General features: G+C 61.7%; 24 protein-coding genes and 1 tRNA gene. 20 read left to right on the forward strand and 5 right to left on the reverse strand.

Annotated features, from left to right (window positions below; genetic code table 11):
- Window positions 1-3: 3 nt before the first annotated feature.
- Window positions 4-1,719 carry a proline--tRNA ligase gene (locus tag ACQ4N9_RS07445; protein WP_232880555.1) on the reverse strand — a complete coding sequence of 572 codons (1,716 nt, stop codon included), beginning with the start codon at window positions 1,717-1,719 and terminating at the stop codon, window positions 4-6.
- A 157-nt stretch (window positions 1,720-1,876) separates the two neighbouring features.
- Window positions 1,877-3,160: an OprD family porin gene (locus ACQ4N9_RS07450; RefSeq protein ID WP_390967981.1), complete on the reverse strand. Its 1,284-nt coding sequence runs from the start codon at window positions 3,158-3,160 to the stop codon at window positions 1,877-1,879.
- A gap of 747 nt (window positions 3,161-3,907) precedes the next feature.
- Between ACQ4N9_RS07450 and ACQ4N9_RS07455 the strand changes: the two genes are divergently transcribed.
- Both ACQ4N9_RS07455 and ACQ4N9_RS07460 read left to right on the forward strand, forming a co-directional pair.
- Complete coding sequence (locus ACQ4N9_RS07455) at window positions 3,908-4,327, forward strand: HIT family protein (protein WP_390967980.1); 420 nt, start codon at window positions 3,908-3,910, stop codon at window positions 4,325-4,327.
- 3 nt (window positions 4,328-4,330) lie between these two features.
- Window positions 4,331-4,537: a SlyX family protein gene (locus tag ACQ4N9_RS07460; RefSeq protein ID WP_258642829.1), complete on the forward strand. Its 207-nt coding sequence runs from the start codon at window positions 4,331-4,333 to the stop codon at window positions 4,535-4,537.
- Window positions 4,538-4,555: 18 nt separating this feature from the next.
- Here ACQ4N9_RS07460 and ACQ4N9_RS07465 read toward each other — a convergent pair whose 3' ends face one another.
- Window positions 4,556-5,146, reverse strand: coding sequence for a cold-shock protein (locus ACQ4N9_RS07465; protein WP_390967979.1), 591 nt, complete (start codon window positions 5,144-5,146; stop codon window positions 4,556-4,558).
- A gap of 302 nt (window positions 5,147-5,448) precedes the next feature.
- Here ACQ4N9_RS07465 and ACQ4N9_RS07470 point away from each other — a divergent pair, with 302 nt between their 5' ends.
- The 18 genes from ACQ4N9_RS07470 to ACQ4N9_RS07555 all read left to right on the forward strand — a co-directional run bounded on the left by ACQ4N9_RS07470 (window position 5,449) and on the right by ACQ4N9_RS07555 (window position 19,027).
- Complete coding sequence (locus ACQ4N9_RS07470; RefSeq protein ID WP_016392255.1) at window positions 5,449-5,922, forward strand: Dps family protein; 474 nt, start codon at window positions 5,449-5,451, stop codon at window positions 5,920-5,922.
- 182 nt (window positions 5,923-6,104) lie between these two features.
- Window positions 6,105-6,443 carry a ribbon-helix-helix domain-containing protein gene (locus tag ACQ4N9_RS07475; protein WP_323830200.1) on the forward strand — a complete coding sequence of 113 codons (339 nt, stop codon included), beginning with the start codon at window positions 6,105-6,107 and terminating at the stop codon, window positions 6,441-6,443.
- Between the two features lie 92 nt (window positions 6,444-6,535).
- Window positions 6,536-6,757, forward strand: coding sequence for an FmdB family zinc ribbon protein (locus ACQ4N9_RS07480; RefSeq protein ID WP_390967978.1), 222 nt, complete (start codon window positions 6,536-6,538; stop codon window positions 6,755-6,757).
- Between the two features lie 94 nt (window positions 6,758-6,851).
- Complete coding sequence (aspS, locus tag ACQ4N9_RS07485; protein ID WP_125465146.1) at window positions 6,852-8,627, forward strand: aspartate--tRNA ligase; 1,776 nt, start codon at window positions 6,852-6,854, stop codon at window positions 8,625-8,627.
- A gap of 99 nt (window positions 8,628-8,726) precedes the next feature.
- Window positions 8,727-9,479, forward strand: coding sequence for a YebC/PmpR family DNA-binding transcriptional regulator (locus tag ACQ4N9_RS07490; RefSeq protein ID WP_125465145.1), 753 nt, complete (start codon window positions 8,727-8,729; stop codon window positions 9,477-9,479).
- Window positions 9,480-9,616: 137 nt separating this feature from the next.
- Window positions 9,617-10,141 (forward strand): crossover junction endodeoxyribonuclease RuvC, encoded by a 525-nt coding sequence (gene ruvC, locus ACQ4N9_RS07495; RefSeq protein WP_125465144.1) that lies wholly within the window; start codon window positions 9,617-9,619, stop codon window positions 10,139-10,141.
- 108 nt (window positions 10,142-10,249) lie between these two features.
- The gene (ruvA, locus tag ACQ4N9_RS07500; protein ID WP_110992343.1) at window positions 10,250-10,867 is read left to right on the forward strand and encodes a Holliday junction branch migration protein RuvA; all 618 of its coding nucleotides are present in this window, start codon (window positions 10,250-10,252) and stop codon (window positions 10,865-10,867) included.
- Entirely contained in the window at window positions 10,864-11,910 is a 1,047-nt protein-coding gene (gene ruvB / locus ACQ4N9_RS07505) for a Holliday junction branch migration DNA helicase RuvB (RefSeq protein ID WP_110992342.1), read from the forward strand. Before ruvA ends, ruvB begins: the two co-directional genes overlap by 4 nt.
- 125 nt (window positions 11,911-12,035) lie before the next feature.
- Complete coding sequence (gene ybgC / locus ACQ4N9_RS07510) at window positions 12,036-12,488, forward strand: tol-pal system-associated acyl-CoA thioesterase (protein WP_110992341.1); 453 nt, start codon at window positions 12,036-12,038, stop codon at window positions 12,486-12,488.
- Between the two features lie 2 nt (window positions 12,489-12,490).
- Window positions 12,491-13,186 carry a protein TolQ gene (gene tolQ, locus ACQ4N9_RS07515; RefSeq protein ID WP_125465142.1) on the forward strand — a complete coding sequence of 232 codons (696 nt, stop codon included), beginning with the start codon at window positions 12,491-12,493 and terminating at the stop codon, window positions 13,184-13,186.
- A gap of 14 nt (window positions 13,187-13,200) precedes the next feature.
- Window positions 13,201-13,653: a protein TolR gene (tolR, locus tag ACQ4N9_RS07520; RefSeq protein ID WP_110992339.1), complete on the forward strand. Its 453-nt coding sequence runs from the start codon at window positions 13,201-13,203 to the stop codon at window positions 13,651-13,653.
- Window positions 13,653-14,729 carry a cell envelope integrity protein TolA gene (gene tolA / locus ACQ4N9_RS07525; protein ID WP_390967977.1) on the forward strand — a complete coding sequence of 359 codons (1,077 nt, stop codon included), beginning with the start codon at window positions 13,653-13,655 and terminating at the stop codon, window positions 14,727-14,729. Before tolR ends, tolA begins: the two co-directional genes overlap by 1 nt.
- Before the next feature lie 47 nt (window positions 14,730-14,776).
- Complete coding sequence (gene tolB / locus ACQ4N9_RS07530) at window positions 14,777-16,027, forward strand: Tol-Pal system beta propeller repeat protein TolB (RefSeq protein ID WP_218575553.1); 1,251 nt, start codon at window positions 14,777-14,779, stop codon at window positions 16,025-16,027.
- 54 nt (window positions 16,028-16,081) lie between these two features.
- A complete protein-coding gene (gene pal / locus ACQ4N9_RS07535; protein WP_008090230.1) occupies window positions 16,082-16,579 on the forward strand; it encodes a peptidoglycan-associated lipoprotein Pal in 498 nt (165 codons plus the stop codon).
- Between the two features lie 6 nt (window positions 16,580-16,585).
- Window positions 16,586-17,398, forward strand: coding sequence for a tol-pal system protein YbgF (ybgF, locus tag ACQ4N9_RS07540; RefSeq protein ID WP_390967976.1), 813 nt, complete (start codon window positions 16,586-16,588; stop codon window positions 17,396-17,398).
- Window positions 17,399-17,558: 160 nt separating this feature from the next.
- Window positions 17,559-18,206, forward strand: a complete 648-nt coding sequence (queE, locus tag ACQ4N9_RS07545) for a 7-carboxy-7-deazaguanine synthase QueE (protein ID WP_390967975.1) — start codon at window positions 17,559-17,561, stop codon at window positions 18,204-18,206.
- Between the two features lie 10 nt (window positions 18,207-18,216).
- Window positions 18,217-18,891 carry a 7-cyano-7-deazaguanine synthase QueC gene (gene queC, locus ACQ4N9_RS07550; protein WP_390967974.1) on the forward strand — a complete coding sequence of 225 codons (675 nt, stop codon included), beginning with the start codon at window positions 18,217-18,219 and terminating at the stop codon, window positions 18,889-18,891.
- Window positions 18,892-18,951: 60 nt separating this feature from the next.
- Window positions 18,952-19,027, forward strand: a tRNA-Lys gene (locus ACQ4N9_RS07555).
- A gap of 143 nt (window positions 19,028-19,170) precedes the next feature.
- Here ACQ4N9_RS07555 and ACQ4N9_RS07560 read toward each other — a convergent pair.
- Together ACQ4N9_RS07560 and ACQ4N9_RS07565 are read right to left on the reverse strand one after the other, a co-directional pair.
- A complete protein-coding gene (locus tag ACQ4N9_RS07560) occupies window positions 19,171-20,940 on the reverse strand; it encodes a phosphoethanolamine transferase CptA (protein WP_390967973.1) in 1,770 nt (589 codons plus the stop codon).
- 162 nt (window positions 20,941-21,102) lie between these two features.
- Entirely contained in the window at window positions 21,103-21,858 is a 756-nt protein-coding gene (locus ACQ4N9_RS07565; RefSeq protein WP_409201993.1) for a methyl-accepting chemotaxis protein, read from the reverse strand.
- Between the last annotated feature and the right edge of the window lie 11 nt (window positions 21,859-21,869).

A 21,869-nucleotide genomic window follows, 5' to 3' on the forward strand; every position in this document is an offset into this window, starting at 1 on the left:
TTATCAGCGGCGGATACGGGCCTGCAGGAAGCTCAGCACTTCATTGAGCGGCAACGCCTGGGCGTCTTGCTCGGTGCGGTGCTTGTATTCCAGGTTGCCTTCAGCCAGGCCGCGATCGCTGACGACGATGCGGTGCGGGATGCCGATCAGCTCCATGTCGGCGAACTTGATGCCGGGGCTGGTCTTCTTGTCGCGGTCGTCCAGCAGCACTTCGAAACCGGCAGCGGTCAGTTCGGCGTACAGCTTGTCGGTGGCTTCGCGTACCACGTCTGTTTCGTAGCGCAGCGGTACCAGGGCGATCTGGAAGGGTGCCAGGGCGTCGTTCCAGATGATGCCCTTGTCGTCGTAGCTCTGCTCGATGGCGGCGGCGACCACGCGGGATACACCGATGCCGTAGCAACCCATCGACAGCACCACCGGCTTGCCGTTCTCACCCAGTACCTGGCACTTGAGTGCCTCGCTGTACTTGGTGCCGAGCTGGAAGATGTGGCCGACTTCGATGCCGCGCTTGATGACCAGGGTGCCTTGGCCGTCCGGGCTTGGGTCGCCTTCGACGACGTTGCGCAGGTCGGCGACTTGTGGAACCGGCAGGTCTCGCTCCCAGTTCACGCCGAAGTAGTGCTTGTCGTCGATGTTGGCACCGATGCCGAAGTCGCTCATCAGGGCGACCGAACGGTCGATGATGCATTCCAGCGGCAGGTTCAGCGGGCCGAGGGAGCCGGCGCCGGCACCAATGGCGTCGCGCAGTTCGGCTTCGCTGGCCATGACCAGTGGCTCGGCAACCTGTTCCAGCTTGGTGGCCTTGATTTCGTTGAGCTCGTGGTCGCCACGGACGATCAGGGCGATCAGCTTGCCTTCTTCGGCGCCATGCACGATCAGGGTCTTGACGGTCTTCTCGATCGCCAGGCCGAAGTTTTCCACCAGCTGCGCAATGGTTTTGGCGTCTGGGGTGTCGACCAGGCGCAGTTCTTCGGTTGGGGCCGGGCGCACGGTTTCGCGCGGGATGGCCTCGGCCTTCTCGATGTTGGCGGCGTAGTCGGAGCTGTCGCTGAAGATCACGTCGTCCTCACCGGAAGAGGCGAGCACGTGGAATTCGTGGGAGTAGCTGCCACCGATGGAGCCGGTGTCTGCCTGCACCGGGCGGAAGTCCAGGCCCAGGCGGGTAAAGATGTTGCTGTAGGCCAGGTGCATGCGGTCGTAGGTTTCCTGCAGGGAAGCCTGGTCGGCATGGAAGGAGTAGGCGTCCTTCATGATGAACTCGCGGCCGCGCATCAGGCCGAAGCGCGGACGGATCTCGTCACGGAACTTGGTCTGGATCTGGTACATGTTCAGCGGCAGCTGCTTGTAGCTCGACAGCTCGTTGCGCGCGAGGTCGGTGATGACTTCCTCGTGGGTCGGGCCGACGCAGAAGTCGCGGTTGTGGCGGTCCTTCAGGCGCAGCAGTTCCGGGCCGTACTGTTCCCAGCGGCCGGATTCCTGCCACAGCTCGGCGGGCTGGATGCTTGGCATCAGCACTTCGAGGGCACCGGCGGCGTTCATTTCCTCGCGGACCACGGCCTCGACCTTGCGCATCACCCGCAGGCCCATCGGCAGCCAGGTATAGAGGCCGGAGGCCAGCTTGCGGATCATGCCGGCGCGCAGCATGAGCTGGTGGCTGATGACCACGGCATCTGCCGGGGTTTCTTTTTGGGTGGCGAGCAAATATTGACTGGTGCGCATGGTGAGCCGTGTCGATTGCCTGAATGTGAAATGACCCCGCATTGTACGGGGGCGAGACGAAAGCGTACAGAATGCAGCACGCGTGCATTTGTGTCAGCCATGAAAAAGCCCGGCCAAGGCCGGGCTCCTTCATTCGCAGAGCGTTGCAAGCACAGGCTTACAGGATGCTCAGCGGGTACTCGACGATCAGGCGCAGTTCGTCCAGGGACGGCGAACCGTAGACGTTGTCCGAGGAGCGGTAGGTGGCCTGACGGACACGGAAGCTCAGGTCCTTGGCGGGGCCTTCCTGAAGCACGTACTTGACGTCGATGTCGCGTTCCCATTCCTTGCCGTTGTTGGTCACGTCGGTGTTGGCACCAGTACCGCGAGCGTAACGGGTCATGAAGGTCAGGCCTGGAATGCCGTATTCGGCGAAGTTCAGGTCGTAGCGTGCCTGCCAGGACTTCTCGTCTTCAGCGTTGAAGTCGGAGCGGGCGATCGAGTTGGCGAGGAAAATGGTACCGCCACCGTCGACGCCGTAGCCGTACTGGCCGTCACCCGTTACGCGCTGGAAGGCCAGGGTGAAAGTGTGGGCGCCGATGTTATAGGCGCCGGACAGGCTGAACGCACGGTTATCGAGCTTGGTGGTCTTGTCCTTGTCGGCACGCACCAGGCCTTTGCCATCGCTCTTGGTGTCGTAAATGTTGAAGTCGAACACCAGGCCTTGCTTGTCGGAAATTGGCAGCGCCCAGTTGACGTTGGCGTAGTACTTGCGCCAGTAGTCTTCGACCTTGGAGTAGTAAACGCTGGTCGACAGAGAGTCGGTGAAGGCGTAAGTGCCACCGAATACGTCGGCTTCCTTCAGGTGCAGGCTATCGCGGAAGGTCTGCGCCTGGGCGTTCAGGCCAGTGAAGCGGCCGGCGTGCAGGGTCAGGTTCTTGATATCGTTGCTGGTGATCAGGGCGCCTTCTGCAACTTCCGGCAGCAAGCGGCTGTCGTCGGTGGCAAACACTGGCAAGGCGGTGAACTGGTTGCCGACTTTGAGCACGGTGTCGGAGACACGGAACTTCAAGGCGGCGCCGCCTTCGGAGTAATCGTCCTGCGAGCGGCCATCGGAGCCGGTCGGGAACAGGCCAGTGCCGGCGCGGCCTTTGCCGCTGTCCAGTTTCAGGCCCAGCATGCCGATGGCGTCGACGCCGACACCGACGGTGCCTTGGGTGAAGCCGGACTCGTAGGTGCCGAGGAAGCCCAGGCCGGTTTCTTCAACGCGGCTCTGACGGTTGCCGTCTTTGTCACGATCGTTGTTGCGGAAGTCACGGCTGAAATACAGCATCCGGGTCTTGACGTTGAGCTTGCTGTCTTCGAGGAAGCCCTTGGACTCATCCTGCGAAGAGGCGACAGCAAACTGCGAGGTCCCTGCTGCTACTGCCAGGGCGATCATGCTCCACTTCATCACGCGCATCGTGATTTGCTCCTTTGGTTTTTAGGAAGAGTACCGCTGCGCCCTGGTGTTTTAGTTATAGGGGCAGCTCTTTCTTGTTATGTCGGCGAAAATGTATATCACGCTGACTATTCTTGGCGATACGGGCAAAAACAACCTTTCGATAAGTTTATGGTCGTGTCGCGTACAGTTATTTCCATGTCGCAAATCACGCCCTGTTTAGTTGGGCGTACAACGCCAGCGCTGTTGTCAAGCCATCAAGAATGCGTAATCACAAAGTTGTGGCCTGCAAACTCCCTGGTGGATCCGATGCCGCTGTTGTTATTTGTCGCGTCCACCCGACGATGCAGGTGTCGTGCCGACTTGGCGTCAAACGAATGCAACAAGCGTGCTCAAAATCACGAACGCTTGATGAAATTTTCACAGTTGCCAAAGCGCCAGGGTGGAAATCACCGTAAACACGGGGCGACGCCTGTCTTATGGTGTGCCATGGATCAATGTCCTGCTTGTTTGCAACAGTTGCCTTCAAAGTCAAGGTGTTACCCGTAACTGTTGATCCTGCGTGTTTTGTGTGAAGAAAGTGTGGTGGTGCGGTGACGATTGGCATCATTTTGGTGCGAAAAGTAGCGTGGTGTTACCGCCGCCGGCTCAAACGGGTGCGCATGCCTGTTGGGTGCGCATCCTCGCTGATGTGGCAAAAGTGGAAGCAGGGTATCCTTCGCCCCTGTTTTCGCCCTGTGGGGCGTCATTGTTTTCAGGAGGTACGCCGTGTTCACTCTCGATTCGCGCCTGCAGCAGGATTCCCTGGTGCTGGGCGATCTGCCGCTATGCCGCTTGCTGTTGAGCAAGGATGCCAACTACCCCTGGTTCATCCTGGTGCCGCGTCGTGCCGACATCAGCGAGCTTTTCGACCTCGAGGAGGTTGATCAGCAGCAGCTCTGGCAGGAAACCAATGCCTTGGCCGAAGCGTTGAAGGATGCCTTTGCTGGCGACAAGATGAACGTCGCCACGCTCGGTAACGTTGTCAGCCAGTTGCACATGCATGTCATCGTCCGTCGCCACGGCGATGCCGCCTGGCCTGCGCCGGTGTGGGGCAAGGTCCCGGCCATCGACTATGCGCCGGAACAGGTAGAGGGTATTCGCCAGCGTGTGCGTGCGCTGCTCGGTGAAAGCTTCAAGGAGGCCTGAGGCATGTCGCTGGAAATGCAGATCGTCGAGCTCCAAACCCGACAGGCGTTCCAGGATGACACCATCCAGGCGCTGAATGACGTGGTGGTCGAGCAGGGGCGGGTGATCGAGCGCCTGCAATTGCAGGTGGCCGAGTTGATCAAGCGTTACGAAGAGATGGTCGGCCAGTACGGCAGCGAGGGAGAGGAGGCTCCGCCGCCTCATTATTGAGGGCGGCGGAGTCTGTGGTCAGCGGCGCGAGACCGCGACCACGTCTTCGGCCTGCAGGCCCTTGTCACGGTGCATCACCGAGAACTCCACGCGCTGGCCTTCGACCAGGACGCGGTGGCCTTCGCCACGGATGGCGCGAAAGTGCACGAAGATATCGTCACCGGTGTCGCGGGAGATGAAGCCGAAGCCCTTCGAGGTATTGAACCACTTCACCGTACCGGTATCGCGCAGGCCCGCGTCTTGCGCTACGCCCTGGCTGCGGGCTTTGCGTGGCGTGCGGGCAAAACCTGCCGCCAGGTGCAAGGCGCTGGCGAGGATGGCGCAGGCCAGTGCGGGCAGGCTGCCCAGTTCCGGGCGTGCCAGCAACGTGAGCGTCTGCAGGGCTACGGCCAGTACCAGCAGGATGCTGGTCGCGCGCTGCAATTGCTGACGCATGCCGTTGTAATACAGCGGCAGGGCCGGGACCAGGATCAGGTTGAGCAGCCCGAGCAAGGCCAGGTATACGGCCTCGGGTTGTTGCAGCAGGGGTGTGGCGTCGGTTCTGAGGCTGGGTATGAGCGATAGCAGCAAGGCAGCCACGCCCGTCACCAGATGGACGATCTTGAACATTTGATTTGGCTCGCATTGATAAGGCCGATCACAGGATGAGCTGGCTGCACGGTGCGCGTGAGGTGTAAGCGCAAAAACGTGACAGGCCAGCCTATGCACCCGGCAATAACAATCCGCACGGGTGGCACGCTGCCTATTTAACAGCAAAGGCGCAGGCATCTCAAACCGCGTGCGCCGGCTGGCCGTTGCGGCCAGCGTGGCAAGGAATCTCTTGCTAGGGTTTGTAGGGTTGTCGCGCAGGCACGTTTCGCAGTGACTGGCGCCCGCCTGATCAACCAGGCCTAAAAGGAGAGGGGAACGTCATGGCAATCGATATCGGTATCAGTGAAGAGGATCGCAAGTCCATTGTCGAAGGGTTGTCCCGATTGCTGTCGGATACCTATGTGCTGTACCTGAAGACCCACAATTTCCACTGGAACGTCACCGGGCCGTCGTTTCGCACCCTGCACCTGATGTTCGAGGAGCAGTACAACGAGTTGGCACTGGCGGTGGACTCCATTGCCGAGCGCATCCGTGCGCTGGGTTTCCCCGCGCCGGGTTCCTATGCCTTTTATGCGCGCCATTCGTCGATCAAGGAGGAAGAGGGTGTGCCCGTCGCCGATGAAATGATCCGGCAACTGGTGCAGGGCCAGGAGGCGGTGGTGCGCACCGCGCGCAGCATTTTCCCGGTGGTGGACAAGGTCAGCGACGAGCCAACCGCCGACTTGCTCACCCAGCGCATGCAGGTGCATGAGAAAACGGCGTGGATGCTGCGGGTTTTGCTCGACGGGAAGTAATTGCTGCTTGACCCTTGCGCAAGCATTGAAGGCAGGGGCGGCGCCAGAGAGGGTGCCGTGCCCTGTTCGCTTGGGGGGAAGGCTTTGCTGCTGCTATCGGCATGCGTGGCGGCGCTTCATTGAAGTCATGGGCCTCGTCCGGAGCGACGGACGGGGATGGTTCGTGACGATGGAGCGAAGCGATGTACGGTGTTACGCAAGGAGTGAATGCTGGGAGCAGGCAGGGGCAGGGGAGTGGTCGGCCGCGCATTGACCCGTTCAAGGTGGATTTCGACATGCAGCAGGCCGGGCCGGTGTCGCGTTCGGTGCGGCTCAATGGCTTTGCAACCTGCCTGCGCCTGGAGGCGGTCTACTGGCGGATCCTTGAACGGATTGCCCAGGCCAATCGGTGTTCGGTGAGCGCTGTGCTGTCCTATGTGGACCGTGAGGTGCACCTGCGCCATGGCGGGGTGAGGAACTTCAGTGGCCTGATCCGGGTGATCTGCGTGGCATGGCTGCAGGATGCGCCGGATTCACACTGATCGCCGGGCGGGCTGCACTGCTCCGGTTAACCATATATAATCCCGCTCTTTGCTGCCGTGGGCAGCCTGCAATGTGGTTGACGAGAGACACCATGCCCCTTTACGACTATCAATGTGCATCCTGCGAACACCGCATGGAGGTGTTGCAGAAGATCAGTGCCGCGCCGCTGACCGATTGCCCGGCGTGTCAGGCCCCGGCATTGAAGAAGCTGCTGTCGGTCCCCGGCTTTCGCCTGAGTGGCAACGGCTGGTACGAGACCGACTTCAAGACCGGGGCAAAAAAGAATCTGGCAGGCGGCGACAAGGCCGGCTGAGTTGAATTGCACCGACCGGGTCTTGCAGTATTAGCCCCTTGGGCGGCGAAGACCTCCACCGAATACACGAATCACGAGAAGCGAAACCACGACCATGATGCGCAGCCATTATTGCGGCCAACTGAACGAGAGCCTGGACGGCCAGGAAGTCACCCTTTGCGGCTGGGTCCATCGTCGTCGCGACCACGGCGGGGTGATCTTCCTCGATATCCGTGACCGCGAAGGCATGGCCCAGGTCGTATTCGACCCGGATCGCGCCGAAACCTTCGCCGCCGCCGACCGCGTGCGCAGCGAATACGTGGTGCAGATCACCGGCAAGGTGCGCAAGCGTCCGGAAGGCGCGGTAAACGCCAACATGGCCTCCGGCGCCATCGAAATCCTCGGCTACCAGCTGACCGTGCTCAACGAAGCCGAAACGCCGCCGTTCCCGCTGAACGAATACTCCGACGTTGGCGAGGAAACCCGTCTGCGTTACCGCTTCATCGACCTGCGTCGTCCGGAGATGGCCGAGAAGCTGCGCCTGCGTTCGCGCATCACCACCAGCATCCGCCGCTTCCTCGACGAAAATGGCTTCCTTGACGTCGAAACGCCGATCCTGACCCGCGCCACCCCGGAAGGCGCCCGCGACTACCTGGTGCCGAGCCGCACCCACGCTGGCAGCTTCTTCGCCTTGCCGCAGTCGCCGCAGCTGTTCAAGCAGCTGCTGATGGTCGCGGGCTTCGACCGCTACTACCAGATCGCCAAGTGCTTCCGTGACGAAGACCTGCGTGCCGACCGCCAGCCGGAATTCACCCAGATCGACATCGAGACCAGCTTCCTCGACGAATCCGAGATCATGGGCCTCACCGAGAGCATGATCCGCAAGCTGTTCAAGGAAGTGCTGGATCTGGAGTTCGGTGAATTCCCGCACATGACCTTCGAAGAGGCCATGCGTCGCTACGGTTCCGACAAGCCCGACCTGCGCAACCCGCTGGAACTGGTTGACGTTGCCGACCAGCTGAAGGACGTCGACTTCAAGGTGTTCGCCGGCCCGGCAAACGATCCTAAATGCCGTGTTACCGCCCTGCGTGTGCCAGGCGGCGCGAGCATGCCGCGCAGCAAGATCGACGAGTACACCAAGTTCGTCGGCATCTACGGTGCCAAGGGCCTGGCTTACATCAAGGTCAACGAGCGCGCCAAGGGTGTCGAAGGCCTGCAGTCGCCGATCGTCAAGAACATCCCCGAGGCCAACCTCAACAACATCCTCGATCGCGTGGGTGCGGTCGACGGCGATATCGTGTTCTTCGGCGCCGACAAGTTCAAAGTCGTCAGCGAAGCCCTGGGCGCACTGCGTATCCGCCTGGGCCACGATTTCGAACTGCTGACCTGCGAGTGGGCGCCAATGTGGGTCGTCGACTTCCCGATGTTCGAAGAGAACGAAGACGGCAGCTTCACCGCACTGCACCACCCGTTCACCGCACCGAAATGCACCCCGGAAGAGCTGGAGGCCAACCCGGCCACCGCACTGTCCCGCGCCTACGACATGGTGCTCAACGGCACCGAACTGGGTGGCGGTTCGATCCGTATCCACCGTAAAGAAATGCAACAGGCGGTCTTCCGTCTGCTGGGTATCGAGGCGGCGGAACAGGAAGAGAAGTTCGGCTTCCTGCTCGACGCCCTGAAATTCGGTGCGCCGCCCCACGGTGGCCTGGCCTTCGGTCTGGACCGCCTGGTCATGCTGATGACTGGCGCCCAGTCGATCCGTGAAGTGATCGCCTTCCCGAAAACCCAGAGCGCCGCGTGCGTGATGACCCAGGCCCCTGGCCTGGTCGACGCCAAGGCCCTGCGCGAGCTGCACATCCGTCTGCGCGAGCAGACCAAGGTCGAGTAATTGCGACCTAGGGCGCATCGGTAGCGCTGCGCCCACATATTCCACGCGTTCCGCCCTTCGGGGCGGAACCTGTTTCTGTTTCAAGGATTTGGAGTCGTTATGGCTGGTCATTCCAAGTGGGCGAACATCAAGCACCGCAAAGAGCGCCAGGATGCCAAAAGGGGCAAGATCTTCACCAAGTGGATCCGCGAGCTGACCGTCGCCGCCAAGCAAGGCGGTGGTGATCCGGCTTCCAACCCGCGTCTGCGCCTGGCGCTGGACAAGGCCCTGGGTGCCAACATGAGCCGCGACATCATCGATCGCGCCGTGGCCCGGGGTGCCGGCACCAACGAAAGCGACAACGTCGAAGAGCTCAGCTATGAAGGTTACGGCCCGGGTGGCGTGGCGATCATGGTTGAAGCCATGACCGACAACCGCAACCGGACCGCCGCGGCCGTGCGCCATGCCTTCACCAAGTGCGGCGGCAACCTGGGCACCGACGGTTCGGTGGCCTACCTGTTCGAGCGCAAGGGGCAGATCAGCTTCGCCGCAGAGCTGGCCGTTGACGAAGATGCGCTGATGGAAGCCGCAATGGAGGCCGATGCCGACGACGTGGTGGTCAACGACGACGGCTCCTTCGATGTGTTCACCTCGTTCAACAGCTTCTACGCGGTGCGTAATGCGCTGGAGGAGGCAGGCTTCAAGGCCTCGGATGCCGAAATCGTGATGCAGCCGACCACCAGTGCCGAGCTGGATCAGGAGGGCGCCGAGAAGGTACTCAAGCTGATCGACATGCTCGAGGACCTGGACGACGTGCAGAACGTCTACTCCAATGCACAGATCTCCGACGAGATCATGGAAGCACTGGGCTGATAGGTTCGGCGACAGGCGCTATCGCGGGGCAAGTCGCATCGGCGCACCGCCGCTCCCACGTGGCTTTTGCATGCGCGCTGTGGGAGCGGGCTTGTCCGGCGATAGGGCCGGCAAATTCGTAAATATCTGTAGGCGTTATGACTCTGATTCTTGGTATCGACCCCGGCTCGCGCATCACCGGCTTCGGTGTGGTCCGGCAGACTGCGCGCGGCTGCGAGTACGTCACCTCGGGCTGTATTCGCACCGGTGATGGCGAACTGCACGATCGGCTGCTCGTCGTCTTTCGCGGTGTCAGCGAGATCATTCGCCAGCACGGCCCGGTGACCATGGGTATCGAGCGGGTGTTCATGGCACGCAATGCCGATTCGGCGCTCAAGCTGGGGCAGGCGCGTGGTGCCGCGATCGTGGCCGCCGCAGAAGCGGGTCTGGAGATCGCCGAATATACCGCCAGCCAGGTCAAACAGGCGGTGGCGGGCACCGGTGGGGCCAACAAGGATCAGGTGATGTTGATGGTCATGCACCTGCTCAAGCTCACCCAGAAACCGCAAGTCGATGCCTCCGATGCCCTGGCCATCGCCCTGTGCCATGCCCATACCCGGTCCAGCCTGATTCCCCATGGGTTGACCACGGCGCGGCGGCGCGGCGGGCGCTTGCGTCTGTAATCGCTTCATGCGCTGATACATATTTTGTCCGGGTGACCCGTTCGCCCGAAGCATTTGCTGATAGGGTTGTGCGGTTTCTGACCGGCGCCCCAGAGAAAGGATCGGAACGTGATTGGACGTTTGCGCGGCACCCTGGCGGAAAAACAGCCGCCGCACCTGATTGTCGACGTCAATGGCCTGGGCTACGAGCTCGAAGTGCCGATGACCACCCTCTATCGCCTGCCAAAGGTGGGGGAGGTCGTGACCCTGCATACCCACCAGGTGGTGCGTGAAGATGCCCACCTGCTGTATGGCTTCGCTGAAAAGCGCGAGCGTGAACTGTTCCGCGAGCTGATCCGGCTCAATGGCGTTGGCCCGAAGCTGGCGCTGGCGTTGATGTCCGGGCTTGAAGTCGACGATCTGGTGCGCTGTGTGCAGGCGCAGGACGCCGCCGTGCTGGTGCGCGTGCCGGGCGTCGGCAAGAAGACCGCCGAGCGCCTGCTGGTCGAGCTCAAGGATCGCTTCAAGGCCTGGGAAACCTCGCCGGCGATGTTCGCCCTGGTGTCCGATGGCCCGCTACCGGTGGCCAGCGTCAACACGGCCGAGGCAGACGCAGTCAGTGCGCTGGTGTCGCTGGGCTACAAGCCGCAGGAGGCCAGCAAGGCGATTTCCGCCATCGAAGGCAAGGCCAACCTCAGCAGTGAAGAACTGATCCGCCGCAGCCTCAAAGGGATGATTACCAAGTGATCGAGACCGACCGCCTGATTGCCGCCTCCGGACGCGACCGCGAAGAGGTCCAGGACCGCGCAATCCGTCCACTACGCCTGGAGGAATACATCGGCCAGCCGGTGGTGCGCGAGCAGATGGCGCTGTTCATCCAGGCTGCGCGCGGTCGCAACGAGTCCCTCGACCATACCTTGATCTTCGGCCCGCCCGGCCTGGGCAAGACCACGCTGGCCAATATCATCGCCCATGAAATGGGCGTTTCGGTCAAGAGCACCTCGGGGCCGATCCTTGAACGCCCGGGCGATCTGGCGGCGATGCTCACCAATCTGGAACCGCACGATGTGCTGTTCATTGACGAAATTCACCGCTTGTCGCCGGTGGTCGAGGAAGTGCTGTATCCAGCAATGGAAGACTTCCAGCTGGACATCATGATCGGAGAGGGGCCGGCTGCGCGCTCGATCAAGCTCGATCTGCCACCCTTCACCCTGGTCGGCGCCACCACCCGCGCAGGCATGCTGACCAACCCCCTGCGTGACCGTTTCGGTATCGTCCAGCGCCTGGAGTTCTACAGCGATCGGGACCTGGCGACCATCGTCAGCCGTTCGGCCGGCATTCTCGGGTTGTCGATCGAGGATACCGGTGCGTTCGAGATTGCCCGCCGTGCGCGCGGTACCCCGCGTATTGCCAACCGCCTGCTGCGCCGCGTGCGTGACTACGCCGAGGTGCGCGGCAAGGGCGAAATCACCAAGGCCGTGGCAGACATGGCGCTCAACCTGCTGGACGTCGACGAGCGCGGTTTCGACCATTCCGACCGACGCCTGCTGCTGACCATGATCGAGAAGTTCGACGGTGGCCCGGTGGGCGTGGACAACCTGGCCGCAGCGATTAGCGAAGAGCGCCATACCATCGAAGACGTGCTGGAACCGTACCTCATCCAGCAAGGCTATATCATGCGCACCCCGCGAGGCCGCGTGGTGACTCGCCACGCCTACCTGCATTTCGGCCTGAACATTCCCGGGCGTTTCTGTGAAGGCGGGGAATATTCCGCACAGGACGACGAATGACAGATCGAACCGGCGATTTCGTGGTCCTACCGCAGGCATGCCCACCAAACGCTGGCAATACGACATTAACCCGGCAAAAACAGTTGCCTGGGCGGATTGGCAAGTTCAGGAGTAAGCACTAGAGTATGCGCGCGCAAAATGGGCTGGAACCGTTCGCACACCGCTGTCGCGTCTACTACGAGGATACCGACGCGGGTGGGGTGGTGTACTACGTCAACTACCTCAAGTTCATGGAGCGAGCGCGTACCGAGCGCCTGCGTCACCTGGGTTTTTCCCAGGCGCAACTGGCGGGTGACAATCTTCTGTTCGTCGTGCACTCCAGCGAAGCGCGCTACCACGCGCCGGCGCGGCTGGACGACGAATTGCGGGTAACCGCGCAAGTGCTTGAATTGAATCGCGCCAGCCTGCGCTTCGTGCAGCAGGTATGGCGAATAAAGGATGAAGTGCTGCTCTGCGAGGGGCAGTTCCTTGTGGCCGCCGTGCGTGCCGACACTTTCAAGCCCCGGGCCATTCCCCCAGAACTGCGCGATGCGTTCCTGGCGGACGGTACGGGTACTCAATCCAACGCAGGAGAATAAGCGTGGAAGCAAACGTCGTCGACCATACCTCCATGTGGAGCCTGGTCGCCAATGCCAGCGTCGTGGTTCAGCTGGTAATGCTCACCCTGGTGGCCGCTTCGGTCATGTCCTGGGTCATGATCTTCCAGCGCAGCACCATGCTGCGTGCCGGTCGTCGTGCCCTGGATGCCTTCGAGGAGCGCTTCTGGTCGGGTATCGACCTGTCCAAGCTGTACCGCCAGGCCGGCAGCAACCCGGACCCGGACTCGGGTGTCGAGCAGGTATTCCGTGCCGGCTTCAAGGAATTCTCGCGCCTGCGCCAGCAGCCGGGTGTCGACCCGGACGCTGTGATGGAAGGTGTTGGCCGTGCGATGCGCGTTGCCATCTCCCGTGAGGAAGAGAAGCTCGAGCAGAGCCTGCCGTTCCTCGCCACCGTCGGCTCCACCAGCCCGTATATCGGCCTGTTCGGTACCGTCTGGGGCATCATGAACTCGTTCCGCGGCCTGGCCAGCGCCCAGCAGGCGACCCTCGCCACCGTGGCTCCCGGTATCGCCGAGGCCCTGATTGCCACCGCGATCGGCCTGTTCGCCGCGATCCCGGCGGTTATCGCCTACAACCGCTTTGCCGCACGCAGTGAAGTACTGATTGGTCGTTACTACACCTTCGCCGATGAGTTCCAGGCGATCCTGCACCGCAAAGTACACACCAGCGAAGAGTGATCAGGTAGAAACCCATGGCCCGAGTTCGCCACAAACGCAAGCCGGTCGCCGAGATGAACGTGGTGCCCTACATCGACGTGATGCTGGTGCTGCTGGTCATCTTCATGGTGACCGCCCCCATGCTCAACCAGGGCGTGAAAGTAGACCTGCCCAAGGTGTCCAGCGAGGCCCTGCCGCAGGACAACAATGTGCAGATCCTGACCATCTCGATCAAGGCCGACAAGACTTACTTCTGGAACCTCGGCAGCGAAGTCGACACCGACAAGCAGATGGACAAGGCCATGACCTTGCCGGAAATGACCAGCGCGGTGACCAAGATCATTGCCGCCGGTCGCGACCAGGGCAAGCAGACCCAGGTCTTCATTCGTGGCGACAAGTCCGTCGACTACGGCGCGGTCATGGGTGCCATGGGCGGGTTGCAGAAGGCCGGTGTCGGTAACGTTGGCCTGATTACCGAGGCGCCCTGATGCAGCAGCGAGAGCCATCCGCCTCGGAAAGCTACTTCTGGCCCAGTGTCTGGGCCATCGGCCTGCATGTGCTGGTGTTCGGCATGCTGTTCGTCAGTTTTGCCATGACGCCTGAGCTGCCACCTTCCAAGCCGATCGTCCAGGCCACGCTCTACCAGCTCAAGTCCAAGAGCCAGGCGACCACCCAGACCAATCAGAAGATTGCCGGGGAAGCGAAGAAGACCGCGTCGCGTCAGACCGAGGTCGAGCAGCTGGAGCAGAAGAAGGTCGAGCAGGAAGCCGTGAAGGCTGCGGAACAAAAGAAAGCCGACGCAGCTCAAAAAGCTGAGGAAGCCCGCGAAGCCGCCGAGGCCAAGAAAGCCGAAGAGGCCGCCAAGGCGACCGAGCAGAAGAAAGCCGCAGAAGCCAAGAAGGCCGAAGAGGCGAAGAAAGCGGCTGAAAAGCAGCAGGCCGACATCGCCAAGAAGAAGGCTGAAGAAGAGGCGAAGAAGCAGGCCGAAGAAGAGGCCAAGAAACAGGCAGCGGAAGAGGCGAAGAAGAAAGCCGCCGAAGACGCGAAGAAAAAAGCAGCCGAGGACGCCAAGAAGAAAACGGCGGCCGAGGAAGCGAAGAAAAAGGCAGCTGAAGAGGCCAAGAAAAAGGCCGCTGCAGACGCCCAGAAGAAAAAAGCACAGGAAGCGGCCCGCAAATCGGCGGAAGACAAGAAGGCTCAGGCACTTGCCGAGCTGTTGTCCGACACCACCGAGCGCCAGCAGGCGCTGGCCGATGAGCAGGGTGACCAGGTAGCCGGCGATTTCGACGACCTGATCCGTATGCGAGCAGCCGAAGGCTGGGCGCGTCCGCCCTCTGCGCGCAAGGGCATGACGGTAGTTCTGCAGATCAACATGTTGCCGGACGGTACCCTCACCAACGTGAGCGTGGCCAAATCCAGCGGCGACGGTCCGTTCGACAGCTCGGCCGTGGCCGCGGTGAAGAACATTGGTCGGTTGACCGAGATGCAGGGCTTGAAGCCGAACGAATTCAATCCGTATCGTTCATTCAAGATGACATTTACACCTGAGGATCTAGCGTTGTGATTAAACGTCTGAGAGGACTCCTGGTCTTGCTCTGCTGCGTGGCAGGCATGGCCATGGCGGAGGAAAAGAACATCCTGGTCACCAGCGGTAGCGACCGGGCAACCCCAATTGCGGTAGTGCCCTTCGGCGTGCAGGGCGGCAGCGTGCTGCCGGAGGACATGGCCGATATCATTGGCAATGACCTGCGTAACTCCGGCTACTATTCGCCGATTCCGAAGCAGAACATGATCAGCCAGCCTACCCAGGCCAGCGAAGTCATCTTCCGTGACTGGAAAGCACTGGGCGCGCAGTACGTCATGGTCGGCAGCATCGTGCCTGCCGGTGGCCGCCTGCAGGTCAGCTATGCGCTGTTCAACGTCGCCACCGAGCAGCAAGTGCTGACCGGTAGCGTCGCGGGCGGTGTCGATCAGCTGCGTGACATGTCCCACTACATCGCCGACCAGTCGTTCGAGAAGCTCACCGGCATCAAGGGTGCGTTCTCCACCCGCATGCTGTACGTGACCGCCGAGCGTTTCTCGACCAACAACACCCGTTACACCCTGCAGCGTTCGGACTACGACGGCGCCCGCGCGGTGACCCTGCTGCAGTCGCGCGAGCCGATCCTGTCGCCGCGCTTCGCCCCGGATGGCAAACGCATCGCCTACGTGTCGTTCGAGCAGAAGCGTCCGCGCATCTTCGTTCAGCACATCGACACCGGTCGCCGCGAGCAGGTCACCAACTTCGAAGGCCTGAACGGCGCACCCGCTTGGTCGCCCGACGGTACTCGCCTGGCGTTCGTGTTGTCGAAGGACGGCAACCCGGACATCTACGTGATGAACGTCGCCTCGCGTCAGATCAGCCGTGTCACTGCCGGCCCCGGTATCAATACCGAGCCGTTCTGGGGCAAGGATGGCAACACCCTTTATTTCACTTCCGACCGTGGCGGCAAGCCGCAGATCTACAAACAGTCGGTGAGTGGCGGTGGTGCCGAGCGGGTAACTTTCGTGGGCAACTACAACGCCAACCCGAAACTGTCGGCGGATGAAAAGACCCTGGTGATGATCCATCGCCAACAAGGTTTCACCAACTTCAAAGTGGCTGCCCAGGATCTGCAACGCGGAAGTGTAAAGATTCTCACCGAGACCAGTCTTGATGAGTCTCCCACTGTTGCGCCAAACGGCACCATGCTAATCTACGCCACCCGCCAGCAGGGCCGGGGAGTCTTGATGCTCGTGTCGCTTAACGGCCGCGTGAGGCTCCCACTTCCTACCGCTCAAGGCGAAGTCAGAGAACCGTCCTGGTCCCCTTACCTGAACTGATTGCGGCGTAACACGTTTTGCTTAACACATTGGGGTTTCATTAGGAGTTTCAAGATGGAAATGCTGAAGTTTGGTAAATTCGCTGCGCTGGCTCTGGCCATGGCCGTAGCTGTAGGTTGCTCCTCGAAAGGCGGCGACAACGCTGGTGAAGGCGCTGTTGATCCGAACGCTGGCTACGGTGCCAACACTGGCGCTGTTGACGGCTCCCTGAGCGAAGAAGCCGCCCTGCGCGCAATCACCACCTTCTACTTCGAATACGACAGCTCGGACCTGAAGCCAGAAGCCATGCGCGCTCTGGACGTTCACGCCAAGGACCTGAAGTCCAACGGCAACCGCGTTGTCCTGGAAGGCAACACCGACGAGCGCGGCACCCGCGAGTACAACATGGCTCTGGGTGAGCGTCGTGCCAAGGCCGTTCAGCGCTACCTGGTTCTGCAGGGCGTTTCCCCTGCTCAGCTGGAACTGGTCTCCTACGGCGAAGAGCGTCCAGTTGCCACCGGCAACGACGAGCAGTCCTGGGCTCAGAACCGTCGCGTAGAACTGCGTAAGTAAGTTCCTATGCGTATGTGCCGCCGTGTAGTAACCGTCCTCGCACTCAGCCTGCCCCTTTCGGCGTGGGCTGCGGTTCCCGTAGTAGATGACAACGCGGGTGGTTTGCCACCCGCGGGTTATGGCACGAGCGGCGCCTATGCCGGAGCAGGGGCTTCGGCCCCTGCTTCTGCAAACGGCCAGCTGTTCATGCAGCTGCAGCAGATGCAGGACCAGATTTCCCGCCAGCAAGGCATCATCGAAGAGCTGCAGAACGATGTGTCGCGCATGAAGCAGGAAAACCTTGAGCGCTATCAGGAACTGGACCGCCGCATTGGCAGCGGAACGGCACCTGCCGCGACTCCCGATAATTCCTCCACCGGTGGTGCGAACAACGCAGCCACGGGTGCCGCCGCCGCCGGCGCCAGCGCCGCGCAGCCACCGGCCGCCAGCAGCGAGCCGGGTGATCCGGCGAAAGAAAAGCTCTATTACGACGCCGCTTTCGACCTGATCAAGCAGAAGGACTTCGACAAGGCCAGCCAGGCCTTCAACGCCTTCCTGCGCAAGTACCCCAACAGCCAGTACGCCGGTAACGCGCAATACTGGCTGGGCGAAGTGAACCTCGCCAAAGGCGACCTGCAGGGTGCCAGCCAGGCCTTTGCCAAGGTCAGCCAGCTGTATCCGCAGCACAATAAGGTGCCGGATTCGCTCTACAAGCTGGCCGACGTCGAGCGCCGCCTGGGCCACACCGACAAGGTCAAAGGGATTTTGCAGAAGGTGGTCACTGACTACCCTAAAACCACTGCCGCCAAACTGGCTGAGCGTGACCTGCAAAAGCTCTGAGTCAATGCTTCATGAAGAAACCCGCGCCTGTCGCGGGTTTTTTCGTTAGAATCACTGCCCTTTTTTCGTAAACACGCTGCTGCGGATAACGCCATGTCGAGTCCGCGACAGTGCCTGACGGAGGCGGACAGCCTGTTCAGCTGTCACGCCCGTGGCGATCATGCAAGACACATTACGCATCACCGAAGTCTTTTACTCGTTGCAGGGTGAAACGCGAACGGCTGGGCTGCCCACGGTATTCGTGCGCCTGACCGGTTGCCCCCTGCGTTGCCAGTACTGCGACAGTGCCTATGCCTTCAGCGGCGGCACTTTGCGTAGCCTCGATTCGATCCTCGAGCAGGTGGCCGGCTTCAAGCCGCGCTATGTCTGTGTCACCGGCGGCGAGCCTTTGGCCCAGCCTAACGCGCTGCCGCTGCTGCGCAGCCTGTGCGATGCCGGTTACGAGGTTTCGCTGGAAACCAGCGGCGCTCTCGATATCAGCGGCGTCGATACCCGGGTCAGCCGCGTGGTCGACCTGAAGACGCCAGGCTCCGAAGAGTCGCACCGTAACCGCTACGAGAACATCGAGCTGCTGACCCGCAACGATCAGGTCAAGTTCGTTATCTGCTCGCGCGAAGACTACGACTGGGCGGTCTCCAAGCTGATCCAGTACAACCTGACCGAGCGTGCCGGCGAGGTGCTGTTCTCGCCCAGCCACCATCAGGTGAGCGCCTCCGACCTGGCTGACTGGATCGTCGCCGACAACCTGCCCGTGCGTTTCCAACTGCAGTTGCACAAGCTGCTGTGGAATGACGAACCTGGACGCTGAGAGAAAAGACATGACTGAAAAACGCGCGGTAATCCTGCTTTCTGGTGGCCTCGATTCGGCCACCGTGGTGGCCATGGCCAAGGCTGAAGGCTACGCCTGCTACACCATGAGCTTCGACTATGGCCAGCGCCATCGTGCCGAGCTCGAGGCCGCGGCGCGGGTTGCCCGTGACCTGGGCGTGGTCGAGCACAAGGTGATTGGCCTGAACCTGAACGGCATCGGCGGCTCGGCCCTGACCGACAGCAGCATCGACGTGCCGGAAGCGCCAAGCGAAGGCATCCCGGTGACTTACGTGCCGGCGCGCAACACCGTGTTCCTCTCGTTGGCGCTCGGCTGGGCCGAAGTGCTTCAGGCGCGTGACATCTTCATTGGTGTCAATGCGGTGGACTATTCCGGTTACCCGGACTGCCGCCCCGAGTTCGTCGAGGCCTTCGAGCGCATGGCCAACCTGGCCACCAAGGCCGGGGTCGAAGGGCAGGGCTTCCGCATCCAGGCGCCGCTGCAGAACCTGAGCAAGGCGCAGATTGTCCAGGCCGGTATCGCTCGTGGCGTGGATTACAGCCTGACCGTGTCCTGCTATCAGGCCGATGATGATGGGCGCGCCTGCGGCAAGTGCGACAGCTGCCGCCTGCGGGCCGATGGCTTCAGTGCAGCCGGTGTAGCGGATCCGACCCGTTATTTTTAAAAAAATGCGTATGGGGTGTTGATTTCTCCTGAGAAATCAGTAATATACGCGCCATCCAACGGGTCGTTAGCTCAGTTGGTAGAGCAGTTGGCTTTTAACCAATTGGTCGTAGGTTCGAATCCTACACGACCCACCATATTGCAGTACGAAAAGCCCGCCTTCATGGCGGGCTTTTTCGTTTCCGCTGCTGGGAGAATGTTCTCCCTATCGCTCTGGCAACAACAAAAAAGCCGATATCTGATTGTTTGGGTATCGGCTTTTTGATGGGCGTTGTCTCTATCAGCCTTTGCCAGGCTTCACCTCGTTGCTGGATGCGGTGCTTTGCTCGTGTTGCGCCTTGCTGTCGGGCAGTTGGTCGAACTCGCGCAGGCCGTTCTTCACGTAAGGGTTGCCGATCCAGCGTGGGCTGGGGCTGAACTGCGTGCTCACCAGGCTCTTGGCGGGCTCGTAGCGGTCGTAGCTCAGCCCGGCCAGGTCGGACAGGGTGTGGATCAGGTGCGAGCTGCTGTAAGGGCGCGAGGCCATCGCCTGCAGGTCTCGTGGGTGGCTGGCCTGCCAGCTCGGCGAGGTCCAGAGCAGGAACGGGATGGTGTACATCGGTCGGGTCGGGTCGCCTTCGTTGCGCCCCAGGCGATCGTGCTGGCCGGAGCTGTAGACATCCTCGCCATGGTCGGAGAGGTACAGCAAGAAGCCGTTCGGCGTGGTGGCCGCGTACCGTTTGATCAGGCTCGATACCACGTAGTCGTTGTAGCGCACCGCGTTGTCATAGAAGTTGTAGGTTTGCACCTTGTCTGGCGACAGCGCCGCCGGGGCGCCGGCATTGTCCTTGAAATGCTCGTAGTCTGCTGGATAGCGGTAGCGGTAATCCATGTGGGTGCCGAGCAGGTGGATGATGATGAACTTCTTCTGCGTCGGGTCCTGCAGCGCTTTTTCGAAGGGGGCGAGTACCACATCGTCGTACTGGCTGGCGTTCTGATTGCGCTGGTTGTTCAGGTAGACCTGCTCGTCCGTCTGCTGGGAGAAGGTGGTGAGCATGGTGTTGCGCTTGGTCATGGTCTGCTGGTTGGTGATCCAGAAGGTCTTGTAACCCGCCTGCTTCATCAGGTTGATCAGCGACGGATCGGTCAGGAAGCGGTCCGGGTGCTGTTCGTCACCGAAGGTGAGGATCTGCTGCATCACTTCGATGGTGTAGGGGCGCGGCGACACCACGTTGCGGAACACCGTCAGGCCCTTGTCGCTGGCGGCCAGGGCGTCGAGGTTCGGCGTGGTGTCACGGTTGTAGCCATACAGGTGCATGTGCTCGCGGGTGGTGGACTCACCCAGCACCAGCACCAGGGTGCGCGGCGTGTCGCCGCTGCTGTCGGCAAGGTTCTGCAGCGGCGGCAGGGCGGCGTTCTGTTGCAGCAGTTCCTGCATGTTGTCGAGCTGCTGGCGGTATTGCCGGTAGCCGACCACCAACTGCCAGGGGACCGCCGGCTCCATGCGCTGTTCGACCTTCTCCCGGGCTTCGGCAAAGGTGCGTTGCTGGGTGACGAGCTGTTTGTAGAACGGCAGGACCAGCAGCGACACCAGCAGCAAGGCCACCACGGGGATGCGGCTGCGCAGAGGCAGGGTAACCGGGCGAATGCGGGTCCACAGCAGCACTGCAACCGCCGTGTACAGCAGCAGCGCCAGGCACAGCGAAACACTGAAGTACTGGCTGAAGTACTCGCTGGCCTCGGCGGTGTTCGACTCGAACATCACGAAGATCACGCTCTGCGAGAACTCCTGATGGTAGATGCCGAAGTAACTCAGGCCCACCAGCGAGCTGGCCCACAACACCAGGCCGATGACGGCCGCAAGCCCGCGGGTCAGGCGTGGCAGCAACAGTACCGGCGCCAGCCACAGGCTGCTGAGGATAAAGGCGTCGCGAAACCCGGCGAAACCGGTGGTGCCGCTGAACAGCAACAGCGCCTGGGTGACGCCGGAGAAATACCAGAAAAACAGCAGGAGCCAGCCGAGGCCTGCCCAGTCCATGGTTTTTTTAGCGGAGGGGGATGGGGTGGTCACGTGCGCCTCAGGAGCCAGATAGCCGCCATCAGGCTGGCGGCTGCATAAAGGAGGCGACGCTAGAGCAGGTGAAGTGAAAAGATCGTCAACAGGAAATGAAAGCATCGAGAAACGTTGTCTGGGCCGCTGAGCGGCCCTCAAAGTTCTAGTGCACAGCCGTTCCTAAACGCGGAACTGCTCCATCAAACCCTGTTGCTGGTTGGCCAGCCGGTTGAGCGCCTGGCTGATCCGTGCCGATTCATCGGCCTGCCCGGCCAGCGATTCGGTCACATCGCGAATCCCCGCGACATTGCGATTCACTTCCTCGGCCACCGCGCTCTGCTGCTCGGCGGCGGAGGCGATCTGCAGGTTCATGTCGGTGATCACCGTTACCGCCTGGTCGATGCGTTGCAGCGCGGGCAGGGTCTGTTCCATCTGCGCGGCGCTCTCGCGGGCCTGGCGCTGGCCACCGTGCATGGCGCCAACGACATCCTGGGTGCCCTGCTGCAGGCCTTCGATCACCTGGCGAATTTCCTCCACCGAGACCTGGGTGCGCTGGGCCAGGCTGCGCACTTCGTCGGCGACCACCGCGAAGCCACGCCCGGCCTCGCCGGCGCGGGCGGCCTCGATCGCGGCATTGAGTGCCAGCAGGTTGGTCTGCTCGGCAATGGCGCGGATCACCTCAAGCACCGAGCCAATCTGCTCGCCACGGCTTTCCAGCGAGCGTGCCTGCTCCATGGCTGCATCCATGCCGCCGGCCAACTGGTCGATGGCCTGGCGAGTGGCCGCGACCAGGGCCAGGCCTTCGCGGGTGGCCTGGTCGGCGCCGCGTGCGGCCTGGGCGGCTTGCGCGGCGTTATGGGCGACGTCCTGGGCGGTGGCGCTCATTTCGTTGGCGGCGGTGGCCACCTGTTCGATTTCCCGGTGTTGCTGCTGCATGCCGGTGCTGG

The organism is Pseudomonas sp. ES1 (assembly GCF_050586605.1).
Classification (GTDB): domain Bacteria; phylum Pseudomonadota; class Gammaproteobacteria; order Pseudomonadales; family Pseudomonadaceae; genus Aquipseudomonas; species Aquipseudomonas sichuanensis.

Bases quoted from the DNA above. Each gene is read 5' to 3' on its own strand.
- ruvC (WP_125465144.1), top strand. From the start codon at position 9,617: ATGACTCTGATTCTTGGTATCGACCCCGGCTCGCGCATCACCGGCTTC.
- ACQ4N9_RS07565 (WP_409201993.1), bottom strand. From the start codon at position 21,858: ATGCAGCAGCAACACCGGGAAATCGAACAGGTGGCCACCGCCGCCAAC.
- tolR (WP_110992339.1), top strand. From the start codon at position 13,201: ATGGCCCGAGTTCGCCACAAACGCAAGCCGGTCGCCGAGATGAACGTG.
- ACQ4N9_RS07460 (WP_258642829.1), top strand. From the start codon at position 4,331: ATGTCGCTGGAAATGCAGATCGTCGAGCTCCAAACCCGACAGGCGTTC.
- ACQ4N9_RS07465 (WP_390967979.1), bottom strand. From the start codon at position 5,146: ATGTTCAAGATCGTCCATCTGGTGACGGGCGTGGCTGCCTTGCTGCTA.
- ACQ4N9_RS07475 (WP_323830200.1), top strand. From the start codon at position 6,105: ATGTACGGTGTTACGCAAGGAGTGAATGCTGGGAGCAGGCAGGGGCAG.
- ACQ4N9_RS07470 (WP_016392255.1), top strand. From the start codon at position 5,449: ATGGCAATCGATATCGGTATCAGTGAAGAGGATCGCAAGTCCATTGTC.
- ybgC (WP_110992341.1), top strand. From the start codon at position 12,036: ATGCGCGCGCAAAATGGGCTGGAACCGTTCGCACACCGCTGTCGCGTC.
- queC (WP_390967974.1), top strand. From the start codon at position 18,217: ATGACTGAAAAACGCGCGGTAATCCTGCTTTCTGGTGGCCTCGATTCG.
- ACQ4N9_RS07445 (WP_232880555.1), bottom strand. From the start codon at position 1,719: ATGCGCACCAGTCAATATTTGCTCGCCACCCAAAAAGAAACCCCGGCA.
- tolB (WP_218575553.1), top strand. From the start codon at position 14,777: ATGGCCATGGCGGAGGAAAAGAACATCCTGGTCACCAGCGGTAGCGAC.
- ACQ4N9_RS07480 (WP_390967978.1), top strand. From the start codon at position 6,536: ATGCCCCTTTACGACTATCAATGTGCATCCTGCGAACACCGCATGGAG.
- tolA (WP_390967977.1), top strand. From the start codon at position 13,653: ATGCAGCAGCGAGAGCCATCCGCCTCGGAAAGCTACTTCTGGCCCAGT.
- queE (WP_390967975.1), top strand. From the start codon at position 17,559: ATGCAAGACACATTACGCATCACCGAAGTCTTTTACTCGTTGCAGGGT.
- ACQ4N9_RS07450 (WP_390967981.1), bottom strand. From the start codon at position 3,160: ATGCGCGTGATGAAGTGGAGCATGATCGCCCTGGCAGTAGCAGCAGGG.
- ACQ4N9_RS07490 (WP_125465145.1), top strand. From the start codon at position 8,727: ATGGCTGGTCATTCCAAGTGGGCGAACATCAAGCACCGCAAAGAGCGC.
- pal (WP_008090230.1), top strand. From the start codon at position 16,082: ATGGAAATGCTGAAGTTTGGTAAATTCGCTGCGCTGGCTCTGGCCATG.
- aspS (WP_125465146.1), top strand. From the start codon at position 6,852: ATGATGCGCAGCCATTATTGCGGCCAACTGAACGAGAGCCTGGACGGC.
- ybgF (WP_390967976.1), top strand. From the start codon at position 16,586: ATGCGTATGTGCCGCCGTGTAGTAACCGTCCTCGCACTCAGCCTGCCC.